Origin of the sequence: Marinifilum sp. D737 (assembly GCF_026672275.1) — a bacterium.
In the GTDB taxonomy this organism is placed as follows: Bacteria; Bacteroidota; Bacteroidia; order Bacteroidales; family Marinifilaceae; genus Marinifilum.
This window is the reverse complement of the sequence record NZ_JANQCD010000003.1, coordinates 46,624-65,567: the sequence shown is the minus strand read 5'-3', so window position 1 is coordinate 65,567 and position 18,944 is coordinate 46,624. Positions and strand designations below refer to the sequence as shown.

At 36.6% G+C, this 18,944-nt stretch carries 13 protein-coding genes; 3 read left to right on the top strand and 10 right to left on the bottom strand.

Going from position 1 to position 18,944, the window contains the following annotated elements; all coding sequences use genetic code 11:
* Positions 1 to 229: 229 nt before the first annotated feature.
* The 8 genes from NQ163_RS03595 to NQ163_RS03560 all read right to left on the bottom strand — a co-directional run bounded on the left by NQ163_RS03595 (position 230) and on the right by NQ163_RS03560 (position 12,621).
* Complete coding sequence (locus tag NQ163_RS03595; RefSeq protein WP_268188917.1) at positions 230 to 1,417, bottom strand: FecR family protein; 1,188 nt, start codon at positions 1,415 to 1,417, stop codon at positions 230 to 232.
* A 629-nt stretch (positions 1,418 to 2,046) separates the two neighbouring features.
* Positions 2,047 to 2,604, bottom strand: coding sequence for an RNA polymerase sigma factor (locus tag NQ163_RS03590; RefSeq protein ID WP_268188916.1), 558 nt, complete (start codon positions 2,602 to 2,604; stop codon positions 2,047 to 2,049).
* A 681-nt stretch (positions 2,605 to 3,285) separates the two neighbouring features.
* Positions 3,286 to 4,557 carry a DUF4302 domain-containing protein gene (locus NQ163_RS03585; RefSeq protein WP_268188915.1) on the bottom strand — a complete coding sequence of 424 codons (1,272 nt, stop codon included), beginning with the start codon at positions 4,555 to 4,557 and terminating at the stop codon, positions 3,286 to 3,288.
* Complete coding sequence (locus NQ163_RS03580) at positions 4,557 to 5,504, bottom strand: substrate import-associated zinc metallohydrolase lipoprotein (RefSeq protein ID WP_268188914.1); 948 nt, start codon at positions 5,502 to 5,504, stop codon at positions 4,557 to 4,559. The genes NQ163_RS03585 and NQ163_RS03580 overlap by 1 nt, the downstream gene beginning before the upstream one ends.
* 20 nt (positions 5,505 to 5,524) lie before the next feature.
* On the bottom strand, positions 5,525 to 6,970 hold the full coding sequence (locus NQ163_RS03575; RefSeq protein WP_268188913.1) for a RagB/SusD family nutrient uptake outer membrane protein: 1,446 nt from the start codon (positions 6,968 to 6,970) through the stop codon (positions 5,525 to 5,527).
* Between the two features lie 6 nt (positions 6,971 to 6,976).
* Complete coding sequence (locus NQ163_RS03570) at positions 6,977 to 10,621, bottom strand: SusC/RagA family TonB-linked outer membrane protein (protein ID WP_268188912.1); 3,645 nt, start codon at positions 10,619 to 10,621, stop codon at positions 6,977 to 6,979.
* 98 nt (positions 10,622 to 10,719) lie between these two features.
* Positions 10,720 to 11,892 carry a FecR family protein gene (locus NQ163_RS03565; RefSeq protein ID WP_268188911.1) on the bottom strand — a complete coding sequence of 391 codons (1,173 nt, stop codon included), beginning with the start codon at positions 11,890 to 11,892 and terminating at the stop codon, positions 10,720 to 10,722.
* A gap of 150 nt (positions 11,893 to 12,042) precedes the next feature.
* Positions 12,043 to 12,621 (bottom strand): RNA polymerase sigma factor, encoded by a 579-nt coding sequence (locus NQ163_RS03560; RefSeq protein WP_268188910.1) that lies wholly within the window; start codon positions 12,619 to 12,621, stop codon positions 12,043 to 12,045.
* A 524-nt stretch (positions 12,622 to 13,145) separates the two neighbouring features.
* Here NQ163_RS03560 and NQ163_RS03555 point away from each other — a divergent pair.
* From NQ163_RS03555 to NQ163_RS03545, 3 genes are all read left to right on the top strand, one after another.
* Positions 13,146 to 13,535: a hypothetical protein gene (locus NQ163_RS03555; RefSeq protein WP_268188909.1), complete on the top strand. Its 390-nt coding sequence runs from the start codon at positions 13,146 to 13,148 to the stop codon at positions 13,533 to 13,535.
* A gap of 445 nt (positions 13,536 to 13,980) precedes the next feature.
* Positions 13,981 to 15,078: a UDP-galactopyranose mutase gene (gene glf / locus NQ163_RS03550; RefSeq protein WP_268188908.1), complete on the top strand. Its 1,098-nt coding sequence runs from the start codon at positions 13,981 to 13,983 to the stop codon at positions 15,076 to 15,078.
* Positions 15,079 to 15,127: 49 nt separating this feature from the next.
* Positions 15,128 to 15,913, top strand: coding sequence for a DUF4422 domain-containing protein (locus tag NQ163_RS03545; RefSeq protein ID WP_268188907.1), 786 nt, complete (start codon positions 15,128 to 15,130; stop codon positions 15,911 to 15,913).
* Between the two features lie 269 nt (positions 15,914 to 16,182).
* Here NQ163_RS03545 and NQ163_RS03540 read toward each other — a convergent pair whose 3' ends face one another.
* Positions 16,183 to 17,391 (bottom strand): thioredoxin family protein, encoded by a 1,209-nt coding sequence (locus tag NQ163_RS03540; RefSeq protein ID WP_268188906.1) that lies wholly within the window; start codon positions 17,389 to 17,391, stop codon positions 16,183 to 16,185.
* Positions 17,392 to 17,532: 141 nt separating this feature from the next.
* On the bottom strand, positions 17,533 to 18,906 hold the full coding sequence (locus tag NQ163_RS03535; protein WP_268188905.1) for a RagB/SusD family nutrient uptake outer membrane protein: 1,374 nt from the start codon (positions 18,904 to 18,906) through the stop codon (positions 17,533 to 17,535).
* Between the last annotated feature and the right edge of the window lie 38 nt (positions 18,907 to 18,944).

Sequence of the window (18,944 nt, the reverse complement as noted above, 5' to 3'; positions counted from 1 at the left end):
AAATTTGTAAGGATTACAGTTACACATATGTATTCATCTATTGATTCCACTCAGCGATGAATACGGTAATTATTATCATTTCGGGTTTGTTGGTAGCAAACCCGTTTTTTTGTTTCTATATATTGGGTTTTGTTAGTAACCAGTCATTAGCCACTAGCAATTCATCTTTTCAGGTTTAGGCATTAATAGTTCATCATTTATTCCCGATAGCTATCGGGATCTTAATTATTTAGTATTGTTTCTGAACGATTATGGTATTGTCCTTAAAGAAGAACTTCACTTCGTTTGTTTTCTCAATCATGCCCAACAATCGGTCTAAGCTTTCATATCGTTTTAATGTTCCGGTAAAATTGATATCGCCTGCTTCGTTATTTTGGTAGAACACTTTTACATCGTACCAACGTGAAACTTTATTCATAATATCATATAGACTTGACTGCTCAAATACAAATTTTCCATCTTTCCAGGAAGTATACAGTTCAACCTTAACTTTCTTATTTTCTATGTCTCTTGCATTCTTCGAAAATACTGCCTGATAACCGGGATCAAGCAATAAATTTGTCTTCGGATTTTTACGATCCACTACAGCCACGCTACCTTCTACCAATGTGGTTTGTATGCTTTCATCATCAACATAAGAAGAAACATTAAATTGAGTACCTAGTACTCTTACATCCACTCCCTGTGTTTTTACAATGAATGGTCGATTCTTGTCCTTACTCACCTCAAAATAGGCTTCACCTTCCAACAAAACGACTCTCTCATCTTTTGGAAATTTTGTAGGATATCTCAATCGGGTATCCGAGTTTACCCACACTTTGGTTCCATCTTCCAATTCCAACTGAAACTCTCCCCCGCGCGGCACAACCAAACTATTGTAACTTATCAACTCGTTTGCCTTGTTGCTGGCATCGTAAACCAAACCTGTACCTGTATTATTAATTACAGTTCCATCCTTTTCTTTAATTGAATTTTTCTTGCGATTAGCATCCAAATCCAAGACTTTACCATCTGCTAAAACCAGCTCAGCTTTGTTCGAACCTGGCTCCATGGCTGTCAACCATTGTTCTTCCTGAGAAATCCCGGAATCTTCATGTCCAAGATACATCATCACCGAGAACAAACCTACCATTAACAAAATACTCGCAGCATAAGGCAACACTTTTTTGAATGTACGCAAACGTAATATTTTTCGGCTTTCCTTCATTTTGCCCAAATGCTTCTCGAATGCACGATCAACATTGGCCTCCCGAGCTTTTAGCGACTCCTTGGCTTCTGCAGAAAACTGCTGCATACCTTTGTAAAAGCGCTTATTTCCATTGTCACTCAACCATGCTTCCAACTCCTTATTCTCTTCGCTGGTAGTGGCTTGTCCCCCTAGTGACCTGGAAATAATATCAATAATTCTTTCTTCCATTTGTAGTTTTTAATCAATCTATAGATATCTTGTATACACCCTTAAGACAAGGCTGTTTTGAATTGATGTGAAAAGATTCAGAACTTTTTTTTGACTTTCTCAAAAAAAGGCCATACATAAGATATAAAATTCTGATTAGATGAAAGATAAACCAATAATGAATTATAAATGATGAGTTATGAATGGTATGGTAAAAAAGGAATGGCTTCAACTTCTCCCGAAAGCTTTCTGGACAGCTATCGAATCGCAGAGCAAAGGTTAAAAGTCCTAACACAGTCCCTCATTCTTATAACCTGAGTTCGATTATAAATATGGTCACAGTTTGAATTGATTTTGAGTAGAAATTTCCTCAAATTTTCGAATGAGTATCGGGATATTTAAAGAGAATTTGAGGGAATTTATGCCAAAAGCAAACAAATTCTTTAAAAAGTCATCTTCATCCAATCTTTACTTTAAAAATCCCTCAAAATATCCCGATATTATATCTTAATTTTTAAATCAAATCTTGAATAAATCTGACTTTCTGTGGCATATATTTTTAATCGAACTCAGGTTTATATTTTAGCTTCTGAACAATTGTCACCAGTTTGTTTTCTTAAGGCTTGCATCTTGTAGCTTGTAGCTGACTGCTATTTATGAAAGAAAAGCATATAGAACAAATGCGGAGATTTTAGTTTTTCACGCAACATCTTAAATGCACGAACCATATGAGTTCTGACTGTATTCATGGATACTCCCAGTTCTTCAGCGGCTTCGTTGTAGGTATAACCACTTACGCAGCAAAGCATAAACACCTCTCTACATTTTTCAGGAAGTTCGTTTATGGCAGAATAAATTTGTTGGGAATTCTCAATACTTTGCTCATTGGCTTTGGGAGCTGATTCTTTTTCTTCCAGATACTCGATATCGTGAATTAACTTTTTTTCGCGTTGCAAATAATTCAAACACGCATTTTTAACAGCACGATAAATGTATGATTGTAGGTTAGAGGTAACCGATTTGTATCTTTTCTTTTCCCAAAAACTGATGAAAAAATCCTGAACCACATCCTCTGCTGCCTCGCTATCCTTTAGTATGCTATTGGCCCACAAGAACAAATCCTGGTAGTAATGCTTAAAGAATGCCTCGTAAGCTTTGCGACTTCCGCTACGCAACAATTCATCCAAAATGTCTTTTGATTCGGGCATGTGGTTATTTAGAATAGTGGGTTATCGCAAGCAAAAATAGAAGTTTTTTTTGAAGAAGGAAATCAAATTAATTTCTCGAGAAAGAAATCAACTTATTCAAACCAAAAAAGAGTTGATAGATTGGTAAACTCGAATATACATCACATTTAAACTTTAATTCACTAAGAAAACTTTACCTGCACCCCTCCTACATAATTAAAGAAGCGCCTTAAAGTTACCAAAAGCAAAGTAGCATTATAGATGTTTTGTCAGATCAATTCCGAAACATCATTGTTCAAAAAATCGGTACCATCCACTACCTAAAAATACGATGAATACATCTGTGCCTACTATAAGCGCTGATAATAGGCGCTGATAAGCCCGTATCCAAAGCACAGATGAAAAAATACCACTTCAAAACCATTCAATGTGAGTTTATATATTAACCTGAGTTCGGCCTAAGAATCTCAATCGAACAAGCTTTTAGCTATTAGCCCCTGGCCAAAAGAAAAATATCCACTCACAGATCAATGCAGCATAAACAATTTATATTTTCTCTGTAAACAGGTACGAGGGAAAAAACACTGGCACCAGCAGTGGGTATTTTGTATAATTTCAATTCCAAATAAATGCCCCTGCAGAAAGCAGGGGCTTTGCAGAGGCATTAGTCTAAATAATTAACCACATTACTAATTTCTAAATCTAAAAATCATAAAAATTAATCTTCAATGAAGGATCGTCTGCATTGATTAAGGAGAAGGTTCCATTTGGATAATTCAATAAACCACCTGTTCCTTCAATATAATGTCCATTCGTATTCAACCACTTATCAAGTAGTGGTTGAAACAAAGGAGCCAAACTTCCGGCATTTGTATCACCCGTTAAGGTAAAATACACACGTCCATCGTCCTTTATTTTATAAGTAAAATCGAACCAAACATTTCCTAAATTGGTATAGATATGGAAGTATGAAACATTCTTGTTTAAAGATCGCATGTACACTCTGCTTATGGTTATACCTTGTTTTTCCATAGAGGCAGTATACTCTTTATAAAATTTAACGAATGCTATACTCGATTTCCCTTCTTCCAAATAATTGTACCTGGCATTGCCTTTCTTTCCAAACTCATACGGAGTCAAAGGAAGTTTCGGGACCAAATCGTGTCCGAGGCTAACACCACTTGTTTTATCAACAAAAACTTCCTGCTCGGTATCGTAGGTAAAACATTCAAGCGTTTTGCCCTTAATGGTAAGGGCTTTAATAAAACAAAATCCGTTGGGTGTAATTCTAAGGGGAGACGTTACCGTTTTTGTAGTATCATTTTCAATGTAGGAGATAAATGCTGATCTTTCTGAGGCCAGGTAAGTAAACGCAGCAATAGGAGTTTCTGCAGCTTTAAAACTTCTGAAAACCGATTTTGATCCACCAATCAAATTTTTCTCGCTCTGATACACATCACTCAGATCCCAATTCTTCACGGATGCGGGTTTTAAAACCAGTTCAGTCACTTCATCGTCGCCATATCCATTATCGGTTTTACTGGTTAGTGTCACCTCATCATCCTTAACCTGGCTAATGTTAAACACATACTCACCACCAAAGTCGTTGTTATTGGTTTCATAAATTGCATGAAGCACCGACCACGATTCAAATACCAGTGTAATGTCCTGTTTCTTTACAATTTTGTACGTAATGGTATCGTTGGTTGTCCCACCTCTATAATCGGAGTTCATAATTACTGTACCATCATCTCTGAATTTTAATAGAAGAGTAAAAGCTCCTGCCTTTTCATTTGCATTGTAATAGCCAACCCATCCGTTCTCGGGTGCTCTTAATTTGGCATTGTAATTTGCCTTTAGTTCGGCAAAACGTTCGTTAATGCTTTTATCGAAGATGTACTCGGTATCCTTATTGTCGCAAGCGTTAAAAACTCCTGCCATAAGAATCAATAGGTATATTAGTTTCTGTTTCATTATTCCGGAATTTTATTGTTTGTAACTACGTAATTGATCCGCTTTTCCATAGTATCACGCAAGGTATACAAGTCGATATCAAACTTGTTTTTATAAAAATCGGCTACAAGGCTCACTTTTTCTGCAATCAGTTTTCTTCCTGCGTTCAGCTCCCGGATATTCGCAATTGTATTGGGATCTGTAATTCCATCGGTACTTTGTTGCTTGATAAACTTTGTTTCGAAATCGGCTTTAGGCATGGTAAGGAAATGAGAAACAATTTCTGCAAAATCCTCATACTCATTGGCAGTACCGTAATTTCGTACCATTCCCAGTTTAATGGCATCATCCAAACTCACTCCATTGTGCCAGCCTTCGCCATTGTATTTCTCCGATATGGTATTAAAGCCCACGGGCATACCAAAATTCTGGTGAACAAGGTGAGTAAATTCGTGGTGAACTGTTGAGAGTATCCCTCCACCCGGATTTATCAGCCAATTCTTATTCGTTAAATCATACTCATTCAGATTCAGGAGTGTAATACGAGCTCCTCCTTCAGCATAGCCAAGAAGTACTGAACCATCTTCCTTATAAATATATGATCCGATGTAAACCAACTCAGGAGGAAACAGCTTATTTACAAAGGCTTTACCACCTTCTCCCAGCGAACGGTAAGGGTCAATCCATAAATATTCTACCAGTTTGGTAACCGGAATTACCACATCTCTTCTAACGGGAGTAGCAGAATAATCGTCATCAATAAAGCGATCTTCCCATTTCCAGCGAACTGCGGTATTGTATTTATCAAGCATGTTTTTTTGCAGGTAAACATCAATGGTATCGTTTGATACCTCAGGCTTTGGCGGAATAAATTTGGTATTCTCATCGTCGTCACATGAGGTAAAGAATATGGGAGACAGCAACAATGCCAATCCCCAAACTTTTATTTTGTATCGTAAATTTTTCATAATTGAACCATTTTAAAATGTTAACGGGGATTTGCCTGAATTCCCCTGGCAATTGCTCCTTGCGGAATCTGTACTGCTTTTCTTAGATCTTCGGCCTCCAGGGTGCTGCTTTCTTTGGTTACTGATGTATGGGTAATACTCATCTTAAATCGTTTGATATCGAACCAGCGGATAGATTCGCGAAGCAATTCCTTTCTTCTTTCCGCAATGATGAATTTCATCATGTTAGCAGCATCGTATGCACCATATTCTTTCGTAATGTCTTCGGCTTTTAAAACCGGGGAACCCTCATAACATTTGGCTGCCAAAACATTATAATCAGCAAGGGCCTTGTCTAAATTTTCGCTTGTTCCGGCAACATTAGTCATTACATAAGCTTCCATTCTATTAAATATCACCTCTTCAGTCCTGAGCTCATTCTGAATGTGATATCCATAACCTGTAGTTGCAGTTGTGAATTTAAATCGCTCCTTATATTTGGGTTGTGCCCTGGCATCTCCCCATCCCCATCTGGAATCTCTAAAATCTGTAACTCCCCAAATGTTGACAAATACCTCATCCATCACATCGTAGCTTGACTGATAGCCGCGATAAGCTCTCAGTGCAAAGGATTCCTTTCTCACATTCAACAGGTTGGCTACGTTGTTGGGATCGGTAAACTTGTCTGCAATTTGAGTAGAGTTTGTACCTGTAAACACCTGCTCCATATTACGTACAAATACAGGTGCCACAACACCTTCGCCCAAAAGTTTGTTGGAATATTTTATGCAGTTCTCGTAATCGCCTTTAAACAAATAGAAACGAGAAGCAAAAGCATAAGCAGCACCTTTGTTGAAATGGTACTTTCCCGATCCGGAATAAAACTCGTCAGACACTAATGAAAGCCCCTCCAAAAGGTCTTTTTCCACCTTGTCGTAAGCCTCTTTTAAAGTTCCCCGCTCGTAGCTTACAACCAAATTTGTTTCGGGAGCTGTAATGTAAGGAATTCCCAAACTGGAAGCTGCTGTACTTTCCTCATAAGCCTGGCAAAACACATTTGCCAGCAAAAAGTGGTTGTATGCTCTCGATAAAAGAGCCTCTCCTTTAATTGCTTTTTTATAGGCATTGTTGGTATCAGGTACTTTATCGATGGAAGCCAATGCCTGGTTGGCATGGGCAATTGCGGCATAGGATCTCGTCCAAAACCAAGTTGGGGTATCCTGACCCTCGTTGGCAGTAACAGGTTGCCACATAAAGTTTTGAGTCATCCATTCTTCCTGATCATTTTTGGCAAGTGCCACTGCATTGTCGGTCATCCATTCCAAAAACAAATAAGAAGCATCAGAGTATGAATTTGCCACCAACTCCTCAACATTTTGAAGAGTTTTTATCTCCTGCCTTTCATCAGGAGCTGTATCCAGGTAATCATTGCAGCTCCATCCCATAAGGCTTACTGCAATAATCAATATATATTTTACGAACTTCATAATTGATTAAAATTTAAGATTCAAAGAAAAAGTATAGGTTCTCGACAATGGCAAGGAAATACCTCCCGACTGGTAGAATTCAGGATCGATTCCATTTAGTTTATCATCGGAATACAACAACCATAAATTGTAAGCCTGCAGACTAAGATTGGCTCCTTCGATGAATGTTTTTTTCAACATTCTTTTAGGAAAAGAATAGCTGATTTTCACATCCTTCAACCGAATAAAGTCTCCATCAGCGACACGCTCGGTACTCATGTTATAAAGCTCATACGGATTTAAGCCGGCTTCGTCGAGTTTTTCCGCTTCTGAGATATCAAGAATAGCAGGAATCTTAGTTATTTTCTCATCGCCTTTAAATTGCCAGCGATTAATCAATTCGCCAGGTAAAGCCTGATAATCTGAATAAGAACTACTGTACACATTATCGAGCCTTATTTTGTTTCCATACCTGTATATTAATGAGAAACTCAATGACAAATTCTTATACGAGAAGCTATTGGTCAAACCACCATATCCCCTTGGAGTGGTTGGTCCTTCGTACTTCAGGTATTTTTCAATATCCTCGCGTTCCTGCCAGTTTACATACTGCGTAGTTTTCCCATCGGGGCCATAAAACCTGGGCACACCGTTTGAGTCCAAACCCGCAAAAGGAATGGAGAATAAACTACCACGTGAGTAACCTTTCAGATTGGTTCCCAACATTTGAACTGCATCGCCAATTCGTGCACGGTTTTCCCACTTGGTAATTTTATCTTTTCCGTAACTGAAGGTAAACATGCTTGACCATTTGAAGTTAGGCGTTTCAATATTCATGGTTCTTAAGGTTGCTTCAAATCCATTCACTTTCATCTCGCCAATGTTACCATACTTGTATTGAATACCACCAACTCCATTTGTTTCAACAATTCCCAAAAGATCCTTCGAGTTTCTTCTGTAGTATTCAAACTCGGCATAAATTCTGTTTTTTAACAAAGCCACTTCTATACCGGCACTGAATTCGTAAAGCTTTTCAAATGTCAATTCACCATTTTCAAGATCATCGATTACCAATACAGTTTCCCTGTCTGCAGGAGTTGGGCGCAATGGTTCACTTCCATATAAAGTTAAGGCACCACTGGCTCCTACCGGGTTATCGCCCGATAAACCGTAAGTTGCTTTTACTTTCAGCATGTCAACAATACCGCTTTTGTCGAACCAGTTTTCTTCGCTAATGTTCCAGGCTCCACTCACATTCCAGGTTGGTAAATACCTGGCATTTCTCGATTTTCCTGTTCTGTTGTCGCCGGCATAATTTGCTGTAGCATTCAAAATGTATTTTCCCATGTACGAATAAGCCCCGGTTAAAAAGAAACTTACATAGCGTCCCCTGGTAGGTTTTCTAAAAAAATAATCCAGACCTCTGTCATCTAAGAATTTAACAAAATCGGGATGAGAAACAACCAAACCTCCTTTATCGAACAAATATCCCCAGCCTTCATTATAGCTCTTCACACGATCGTTGTAACGAATCTCGTGTCCCAGCAGGAAGTTAAACACATGACTGTCATTCTTTGTAAACGACCAGTCGATACTGTTTCTCATGTAATAACTGTTCAGGGAGTGATCGGTAGTTTTCAGGAAACCACCCTGGGGCAATACAGAGTATGGATACTTCTCGGGATGAGTTCTATCGCTAAACAAGTATCTGTTTTTTTCCCGAAACAACGGATCATCAGCACGATAGGCAGCAGCCTGGTTTGAGTTTTCATGAATGGTCTGTTCAGCCTTACTTCCGTACCAACGCCCCTGAACTGCAGATTTAAAATTCAGGTTCTTTGTGAACTTGTAGGTTAAATCTGCCTGGAAAATCAATTCATTCACATCAACATCCACATAATTGTGATCCAACTCATGCAAAATATTGAAAGGTGCATAATCTCTTCTAAAAAATTCAGGATTCCCATTTTCGTCCCTTGGGCGGGTACTTCTGCTGGTATAAAGGGCATAGTTGAAAGGGTTAATGTCAAAGTTTCTTTCATATACCCCGTCAACAGCATTAAACTCTCTATCTTTCGATCCCGGCAATTTTTGATCTCTCACATTACCCGATAATTTTAAACCCACTCTTACTTTATCGGAAAGTTTAAAATCAGCTTTAATTTGCCCTGTGTAGTTTTTTACATTATCGGCAATGGTTTGTCCGCTATCATTCAGGTATCCAACCGAAGCATAAACTTTTGATTTTTCATTCCCTCCATTAATCGATACCGAATGTTGCTGTTGCAAAGAATTTCTGAACAATTCATCAAACCAGTCGGTATTGGCATCGGCGTATGACTGTAAATAATCATAATTGATTGATCCGTTTGGCCCCCATTCCAGTTCACGTTTGGCAATTTTATCATACATTTTACCCATTGCACCATGAGAACGTGCTATAGCAGCTTCGGCAATGCCTAACCATCCTTTTTCATTTAATTCCTGGTAAACTTCCATTTCCGACCCGGAATTCATAATATCGAATTGCGAATAGGTTGGTTTGCTCTTTACAGTAAAACTTGATGTGTAGTTTACCCTTGTTTTTTGCGCCACTCCTTTTTTGGTAGTTATTACAACTACTCCATTCATGGCCCTTGCACCGTACAATGCCGTAGCTGAAGCATCTTTCAATACCTGAAAAGATTCAATATCCTCAGGGTTTATACCTACTAAAGCTGAACTAAGAATAGTATTGAGGTTCCCTGAAGTAAGATCTTCGTTAGTAATTTCAACGGCATCTTCCATTACAACTCCATCGACTACCCAAAGCGGTTTATTGGAACCATTAATAGAAGCATTACCTCTTACGCGTATTACCGGAGCAGCTCCAAAAGTACCTGAAACATTCTCAATTTCAACACCTGCAACAGTTCCTTGTAATGCCCTACTTGCATCAGGTACTCCATCAAGTTTAACCTCTTCTATCTTTACTTTAGCTGCCGATCCGGTAAATAATTTTCTGTCAATCTTTTGGTAACCGGTCACAACCACTTCTTCCAAGTCCTCTGTGGAGGATTTTAAAGTAACATTTAAAAAAGTTTGGTTGGTAATGTTAATTTCCTGAGCTTCCAATCCAATGAAAGAAAAAATTAAAACTTGACCTGGTTTATCATCCAAAGAGATTTCATATTCTCCATCAATATTGGTAGTGGTACCAATACTTGATCCTTTAATGATTACTGAAACCCCAGGTAAAGAAACATTGTTTTCATCTACAACTTTACCTTTCAATTTTCTTTTCTCTTGAGCAGCAGTATTTGCATTTCGTTCCTGCACTCTAATCAAAACGGTTTTGTGTTCCACCTCATAAGATAAACCAGTATCTTCAAGTGCTTTATCCAGCACTCTTTCTACCAATTCATTTTGAGCATTCACCGAAATTGGCTTAATGCCTTTAAAATTAGATGCATCATACAAAAAATCCAATTCGGTTTGCTCTTCAATGGCTCTAATTAAGTCTTCAATGTCGGAATTGGTAAGATGTACACTAATCCGACTCTGCGAAAAAATGCCTGCATTCGCTTGAAATGCAAATGCAACAATTAACACCATCACATTTCTCATTGTACGTAACATTCTCATCCACCTTATAAAAAAGGCAAATGGATTCTCACAAAGGTTTTTTTTCATACATTTGTAAATAGGTAATTAAACATGGAATACCCTACACGGTATTCATTATCTGAGTATAAATCGGAAAGTGTTGGCGCAGTTTCCGGTTTTTCTTTTTATTCTTTCATACTTACTACAATAACTTTGTTGTTAACTTCTATTTCTATATCAGAAACCTTTTCAATCATATCAGAAATCACTTCCAATCCTTTCAATTTATTCAATCTTCCGCTTAACCTCTTGTTTTTTAAATCAGGATTATGATAAAATACTTTTATATCATACCATCTGGCTATTGTTCTCAGAACATCTTCCAATCGTTGATCCTCAAATCTAAAATATCCATTAACCCAACTGGTATATAGTTTTGTATCAACTTTCTTGCATCCTAACTCCCCTTCTTTATGATTCCAAATTGCCTGATTTCCTGGCTCAAGCATTAAACTTTCATCAATACCATTAGTGTTAATTGAAACTTTTACTTTACCACTAACTAATGTGGTTTGTATTGAATTTTCATTCTCATATGCCATTACATTGAATTGAGTTCCCAAGACCTCTACTTCCATATCATCTACCTCAACAACAAATCGTTTCCCGGTTTTACTCACATCAAAAAATGCCTCTCCTTGTAATTGAACTCTTCTTTCATTATCTCCAAAACTTACAGGATATTTTAATTTAGAGTCGCCATTCAGATAAACTATCGTCCCATCAGAAAGTTCAAGCTGATAATCATCTCCTTTTGATGTATGAAGCATATTGTAAGCAACTGATTTAGCTTTTATGCCTTCTTGCTCTTCGTACTTCAAACCTGCTCTCAGGTATTTTCTGATTTTAACTCCCTGATCTTCCACAACAGCCTGTTCTACACCCGATTCCAATTTATATGTATTCCCATTGGAGGTTATTAAAATCGTTTGATTTATATCCTCCTTGTTAATCTGATTTTGATCAACCAAAGATTGATTCATTTCATTATTGGAGTATACCCAAAGTCCAACTCCAATTGATAATGGCAATAGAACAACTGCAGCATATTTAAGCATTTTATTAATGAACGCTTTATGCGACCTTCGATTCAACCTTTTCATAAACAAATCTGTTGTATTCGGAACTGATTCCAAACTCACTTCCTCCATTGATTTGTCTCGATAGTTTTTCATATGATTGAAAAACGCAATGTTCTCTCTCGATGCCATCAACCATTCTTGAAATTCTTTCTCTTCTGAGAAAGTTAATTTGCCATCCAACTTTTTTCGAAGAATGTCTAAATCCAGATTTTTCATTTAAAATTTTTACTGATTTAAAATCTTATACAAATGGTTGGTAATGTTAGATTACTCTTAAGACGAAGAAAAAAAAAAAGGGTTTACAAGTTTTTAAAATAAAATTTAAAAACTTGTAAACCCTTGTATTGTTGTGAATATATATTAAACCTATTTTTTATTCTTGGTAATTAAGTGAGTAAATAACATCAACAATTCTTTTAAATGATACAGTCTCTCCTTTAATATTTTTTTTGCCCTAAATACATGCACTTTTACAGTATTTACCGAAATACCCATTTCTTCGGCAATTTCGGCATGTTTTAATCCACTGTATACTGACAAGCAATAAACTTCTTTGCATTGTGCTGGCAACTCATCAATAGCATGCTTAATTTTTAAACTTACTTCAGAATCAATATTAACACTTATTGATTCTGATACAATTTGTGCTTCTGCCAATTTCAACTTCTTTTTATCTTCAAGCTTCATAGATCGTAAATGATCAATGCAAGCATTCTTCACCATAAAAAAAAGGTAAGAACGAAGCGATCTGGAGATCTTTATTTTAGGATTTTCCCATAGTTTTATAAATACTTCCTGAACAATATCCTCAGCTATATCTGGAGAACACACATAACATTCGGCAAAACGAAACAATTGTGCATGGTATGTATCAAACAGCAATCGAAAAGCGTTTTTGTCACGTTCAGCAATTCTTTGGTTAAGTAATCTCTCTTCTGTAATCATCTGTCACGGGTTTCTTTTTCTCTAAGCTTTTAACAAGTTTAGATTAACCTGTTGTCAAGAAACTTTATCTGGGAAGGGGGGAATGCTAATATATAAACATTAACCTAATAAACAAAACCTTTCCTTGCAAAACCATTATTATCTCCTGATTAACACCCCCTTAAGTCAAAAGAAGTTATATATATTTGAACCTGGTATATATTCACAACTCAAACCAAAATCTAAGCATAAGTTAAAATTACAAGGAGGATTGGCAGCTTGGAAAAACAAAAGACTTCCTATGGTAGATACGAATGGAAATGAGTATAAATATTCATCAAAGAAATAGTTTTCTTGTACGTGTGTAAATCACTCAAACAACTATCAAATTGTTACTTAAATCGCACAATCTACTTTCAAAAAATAAAATTAAAGGTTTTTTAACAAATAAATTTTCCTTTTCGTTCACCCATTTCTAACAATCGACTGTTATTGTATTGTAATTATTAAAAAGAAATAAACAGCTTAATCGCTAAGGGGGAAAAATGAAGAAGAGTGAGATTGCCGCAGCAAATAGTGCAATGGGTTTTAAAGGCGACAATGAGAATGCGAGTAAAGGCAGCAAAACAAGTATTAAAAGACTTGCTGTTGTATTCATTCTATTAGCCTTTTGTATGCCACTAAGCAAAAATGTGCTGGCAAATAGGGAAGAAAAAATTAAACCTGGAAAAAAACAAGCTACACTGATTCTATCGGATGGCAGTAAGTTAATTCTGGGTGCAAGTACCGATACCATTGTAAGTTCAAAAACTACTGGTATTCGTATTATTGTAGATTCTACCGGAATCAATTACATCTCGATTGATAGTTTGAAGAAAGTACATAAAACCCACAAAGTGGATTCAGTAAAAACACAAAAGCCGCAAAAGAAATAGGCAATTGAATTGACAATAAATCATTTTGTGTTTGAATTAAAAAGGAAAGACCTCGAAATGGGAGATCTTTCCTTTTTTTATGTTTTCACTTCTCTTATATTTCAAAATCTACTCTACTAATATGAACTTATAATAACATTTAATTAGTAAGCACAAAGTCATTATAAGCAATCATCATGTATATCCCATTATGGGAAGTAATAGGTAAAAATGTAATTTTTAAAAAAATCACTGTAGTCAGACTTCATTGTTTTATTGAATTTTATGATTCTTTTGGATACCTCCCATTAAAAATAGAGAGTTGGCAGGTGATCTTTTTGAATACCTACTGGTAGGTAACCTTTTTATGATTATCTTGCGACGAAATTAATAGACTCAGACCGTAAAATGCGTCATTTGCTTAAATCAAATGGTACTTACTATACGGTTTATAAATTGAATGCGGATGTATGACTTTCTAATTGTTGGAGCAGGCCTTTATGGTGCAGTATTTGCTCAGCAAGCGATAAAAAAAGGGAAAAAAGTATTGGTCATTGAAAAACGTGACCATATTGCAGGTAATGCCTATTGCGAAAAACGTGCCGGAATTAATGTACATAAATTCGGTGCTCACATATTTCACACCAGCAATGAAGAAGTTTGGGAGTATGTGAATCAATTTGCGAGTTTCAATAACTATGTAAATTCTCCTTTAGCCAATTATAAAGGAAAGATCTATAATCTTCCTTTTAATATGAATACTTTTTACCAGATGTGGGGAACCATCACACCTGATGAAGCAAAAGCTGAAATTGATAAACAGCGAGCAAAGTATAAGGATACTGAACCAAGCAACCTGGAAGAACAGGCTTTGTTTCTTGGAGGTGAAGATATCTATGAGAAACTGATCAAAGGATACACCGAAAAGCAATGGGGAAGACCAGCTACAGAGATTCCTGCATTCATTATTAAAAGACTACCTTTCCGATTTACTTACAACAATAATTACTTCAACGATCCATACCAGGGAATCCCTAAAGGAGGCTACAATGTGTTGGTTGAAAATTTACTAAAAGGAGCTGAAGTAAAACTGGGAGTAGATTTCCTGGAAAACAAAGAATATTACAAATCCATTGCTGATAAAATCATCTATACCGGCGAAATTGATCAGTATTTCGAATATCAGTACGGTCAACTTGAGTATAGGAGTTTAAAGTTTGAGCATGAATTAAAAGAGGATTGTGATAACTACCAGGGAAATGCCGTAGTGAACTATACCGAAAGAGAAGTGCCATTTACCCGTATCATTGAACACAAACATTTTGAGTTTGGCACTCAGCCTCAGACTGTAATTACCCGAGAATATCCAATGGATTGGGAAAAAGGAATGGAACCATATTATCCAATCAACGATGATCGCAATAATGCCTTATACGAAAAGTACAAGAGCTTAGGTGAGGCAGATGAGAAAGTAATTTTCGGCGGCCGCCTTGGAGAGTATAAATATTACGACATGGATAAGGTAATTGCCTCGGCCTTGAATAAGGCAGAAGAAATTTTATAATTGCTTAAGAATCTATACAAAATTAGAAGTCAAAATAAAGAATAGTTAAATGAAGATATATGTAGCTTACCACAAAGCAACCAAACAACTTAGCAAGGATAGCTTGTATGAACCTTTACATGTAGGAAAAGGAATGTCGAAAGTTGACCTGGGAATGATTGGTGACGATACAGGTGATAATATTTCTGATAAAAATGGCTCATTTTGCGAAGCTACAGGCATGTATTGGATGTGGAAAAATGCCAAAGATGACTATATTGGATTGTCACATTACCGCAGATATTTCTCGAAAACCGATAAATCGTGGTGCGAGAAGTTAATGCAAAAAATGATGTTCCTGATTGGCTTGGGTAAAAAGAGAAAAGGAGTAATTTACGCCAAAGATTCTCAAAAAAGAAGAGATCAAATTCTTGATCTTGCCACTGCCAAGGAGATATTCAAAGACCATGACATTATCTTACCTGAGTTGCGATTGTTAAAACGAAGCGTAAGTGAGCAATATGCAATTAGAAGACCCAATAATGATTTGAATATCGTGGGCGATATCATCAAGGAAAAGTTTCCTGAATACAGCGAAGCATTTAATAGTATGATGAATAAGAATGAAATCTATGCTTGTAACATGTTTTTAATGAAGAAGCCAGAATTCGATCGCTATATGGAATGGTTATTCGAAATCTTGTTTGAGTTAGAGAAAAGAGTTGACCTAACGGGATACAGCTCTTATCACCAACGCATTTATGGCTTTATTGCCGAGCGCTTAATTTTAGTTTGGCTTTCGAAAGAGAACTTAAAAATTAAAGAGTTACCAGTTTTATATTTCAATAAATTGTAAACTGGAACTGGAAATATAATATTTGACGATATCCAACAAAATGAAGACAGTAATTTTGTTGGATATTTTTTATGGCACTGTCCCACGAACTTACTCCATAAGCAGAGAAAGGATTAATCCCGTCTGCATGAGAACATAAAAAAACAGCCACTCCTAATTGTGGCTGCTCGATATACTAATCAACTTATCTATTTCATCTATACTCTCAGAATAATTTTGAGTTTACTCTATATCATTTACAAGTAGTCGATAAGATAGACACCCCCTTATTACAATTTATCAATTGCTTCTTTCAACCGCGTTACAGTAGGATGTGTATTGTTACCACCAGCTTTGTCATTTTCAGCGATGAAAATATCAAAAGCCTTTGTAGCTTTCTCTTTGTCCTTCTTCTGCAGATAAAGTTTTGCCAACATTAAATTCCCCATGATGATTCCACTTTCTCTGTCGGCGGCAAATGTTTGAGCAATCTTGATAAAATCATTTACAATCTTCTCTGATGCAGCCAATTTTGGAGTTCGTAAAATCTCATCGCATATGCTATGATAAGAAAAAATATTTCCCTTATTGCCTTTTGATGCTTCTGCTTCTTTGATTTTAAGATCATACCATGTTTGCAATTGGTCGTTTGCTATATAATAGGTATACTTAAAATTGTTCTTTGTATGCTCTAAATTATCAATAGGAAATTCCTTATGACATCTGTCGATTTCATCATTCAATTCTTTTAAGCTCTTACACTCCTTGGCAAACTGTTGGAAGTGCTTTTGGTAAACGCCTCCATATAGCCTTGCATATCCGTAATCATCTGTCAGCTCTTTTACTTTATCCTTATTCTTTAACAGGTACTCAAACTCTTTTGATCCGTAAGGAAATTTAGCTGCCGAAATCACATAGAACTGCTCTTTGTTCATGTATTTCGCCAAAGAGGTTTTGTTGATTATTTCTTTGGCAACAACAGACATCGTCTCCCTGTCATATATGGCTTTTACCGCATTCAAATATGTCATTAAGAATTTCAGATCTCTGTTCCCGCTCTTGTACTTGGCTCTAAGTACTCCAATGCGCATTTCCGGATTCAATGCGGCTTTTGCACCTTTAATTAGATCTTCGGCTGGCATCCCTCCAACTAACTTGTGTACCGTTTTACCATTGGCATCGATAAAAAGTAGTGTTGGAAAAGAACTAACGCCATATTTCTTACACAAAGGAATGCCTTCTCCTTTTTCCATATCCATTTTTACATTCACAAAATTCTTATTGAAATAATCTCCAACTTCCTTTTGTGGAAAAATATTTATGGCAAGGTACTTACACGGACCGCACCAACTGGTGTAGCAGTCCATAAAAACCAACTTGTTTTCTTTTTTTGCTTTTGCCAAAGCTTCATTAAAAGTTCCATGTTCGAACTCGATACCTTGTGAAAATAGGCCACCACACATGAATGTGGCTACGAGTAGTATTAAAATCTTTTTCATTACCATTATAATAATTTATTACAAGAATTCCGAGGCAAATGAACTCAACTCATTTATTCTTAGTTAATGTCAAAATTTTCTTAGGCAGGTAGGGTGTAGAGAATTAGCCCCGATTCATTTCGGGGCTACTATGGTTTTCTACTAACGAGGGTTTTGTTCTATTTCAGGATTTTTTAAGATGTACTTTCTTGCGATTGGTAGAGCCCACTTATTATCTCCTGGTGATAAAATATGCGACTCTCCCACTACGCTATGATCGATAGAGATGTTTGCATCATCATATACATTGTAACGCTTAATGTCAAACCATCTTGCCCCCTTAAAGGCAAGCTCTCTTCTTCTCTCCTGCTTTACTTTTTGTAGAGCATCTGCAGCATCAGTAGCTGTTAGTTCGGTATAAGCTTCTGTCTTTATTCTGTTTTGACGTATTAAATTCACATCAGACATTGCATCACCAACATTTCCATTTCTTGCATTACATTCTGCTCTAATTAGTAACATTTCAGGAACAGACAATCCACATGTTCTCCCTACCAAATACTCTTGCAAAAATATCTTATCGGCATAAGGCGGAAACCACTCTGTTTCGAACATACCCGCAAATCTCAAATCATTATCCATATCATACAAATCTTTCAATTGCTGACTTGGATAAATCAATTGATACGAATTTTGTGGTTCTTTCCACAAGATTTGTTCTTTGTTCTCATAGTTGTCTGGTAAATCAACCATATTGGCATACCATGCATTCTTTGGCAATTCATTGTAATTGTACATGAAATCATAGTACGATAAAGATGCATCCGCATTCGAGAATGCTTTGTTAAAATCCCCCATTAACAAGTATGTTCTTGCCAAAAGTGCACTGGCAGAAGCCTTTGATGGACGGTAAGATTGTCCCTGAACATCAGGCAAATCAGCGTATACCTCATCTAAGTCGCTTAAAATTAAATCATACACCTCTTTCACGTTTGATCTTTCCAAACTTCCTTCAATAGATGGCTCAAGAAGCAAAGGAACTCCTAAATCGGTTGCGGCAGTTGATGGATTATAATGCTTCCCATATAAATTTACCAGGTTTAGGTAAGCATAAGCTCTGTGCACAATTGCCTCAGCATACAATTGATTCTTTTCATCCTCATTTCCTGTTGAGGTCTTCACTTCCGAAATAACAATATTACACATGTAGATCTGATTGTAAATTGTTGACCAATCTGGATCTTCCTGTTCTTCCAAATAAATATGATCGGCAAAAGTGTATGCTTTCCTTATACTTTCACTAAACTTGCTTTCGAATCGATCATCGGTAATAACAACATCATCACTCAAGTATAGATCTCCTCCGAAACTCTCAACTACACCAACCGACTCTCCTCTTGATCTTGCTTGATCCATTAACAATCTGTAATCCTCTACCTTTTGTGGTATGATTTTTCCTTTTGGCTTGATATCCAACCAATCATCACATGATGTAAATAGCATCAGTAATGCGAATATGTATATGTATGTTTTCATGTGTTTAAATTATCTTTTAGTTGTCACATGGTCCCGAA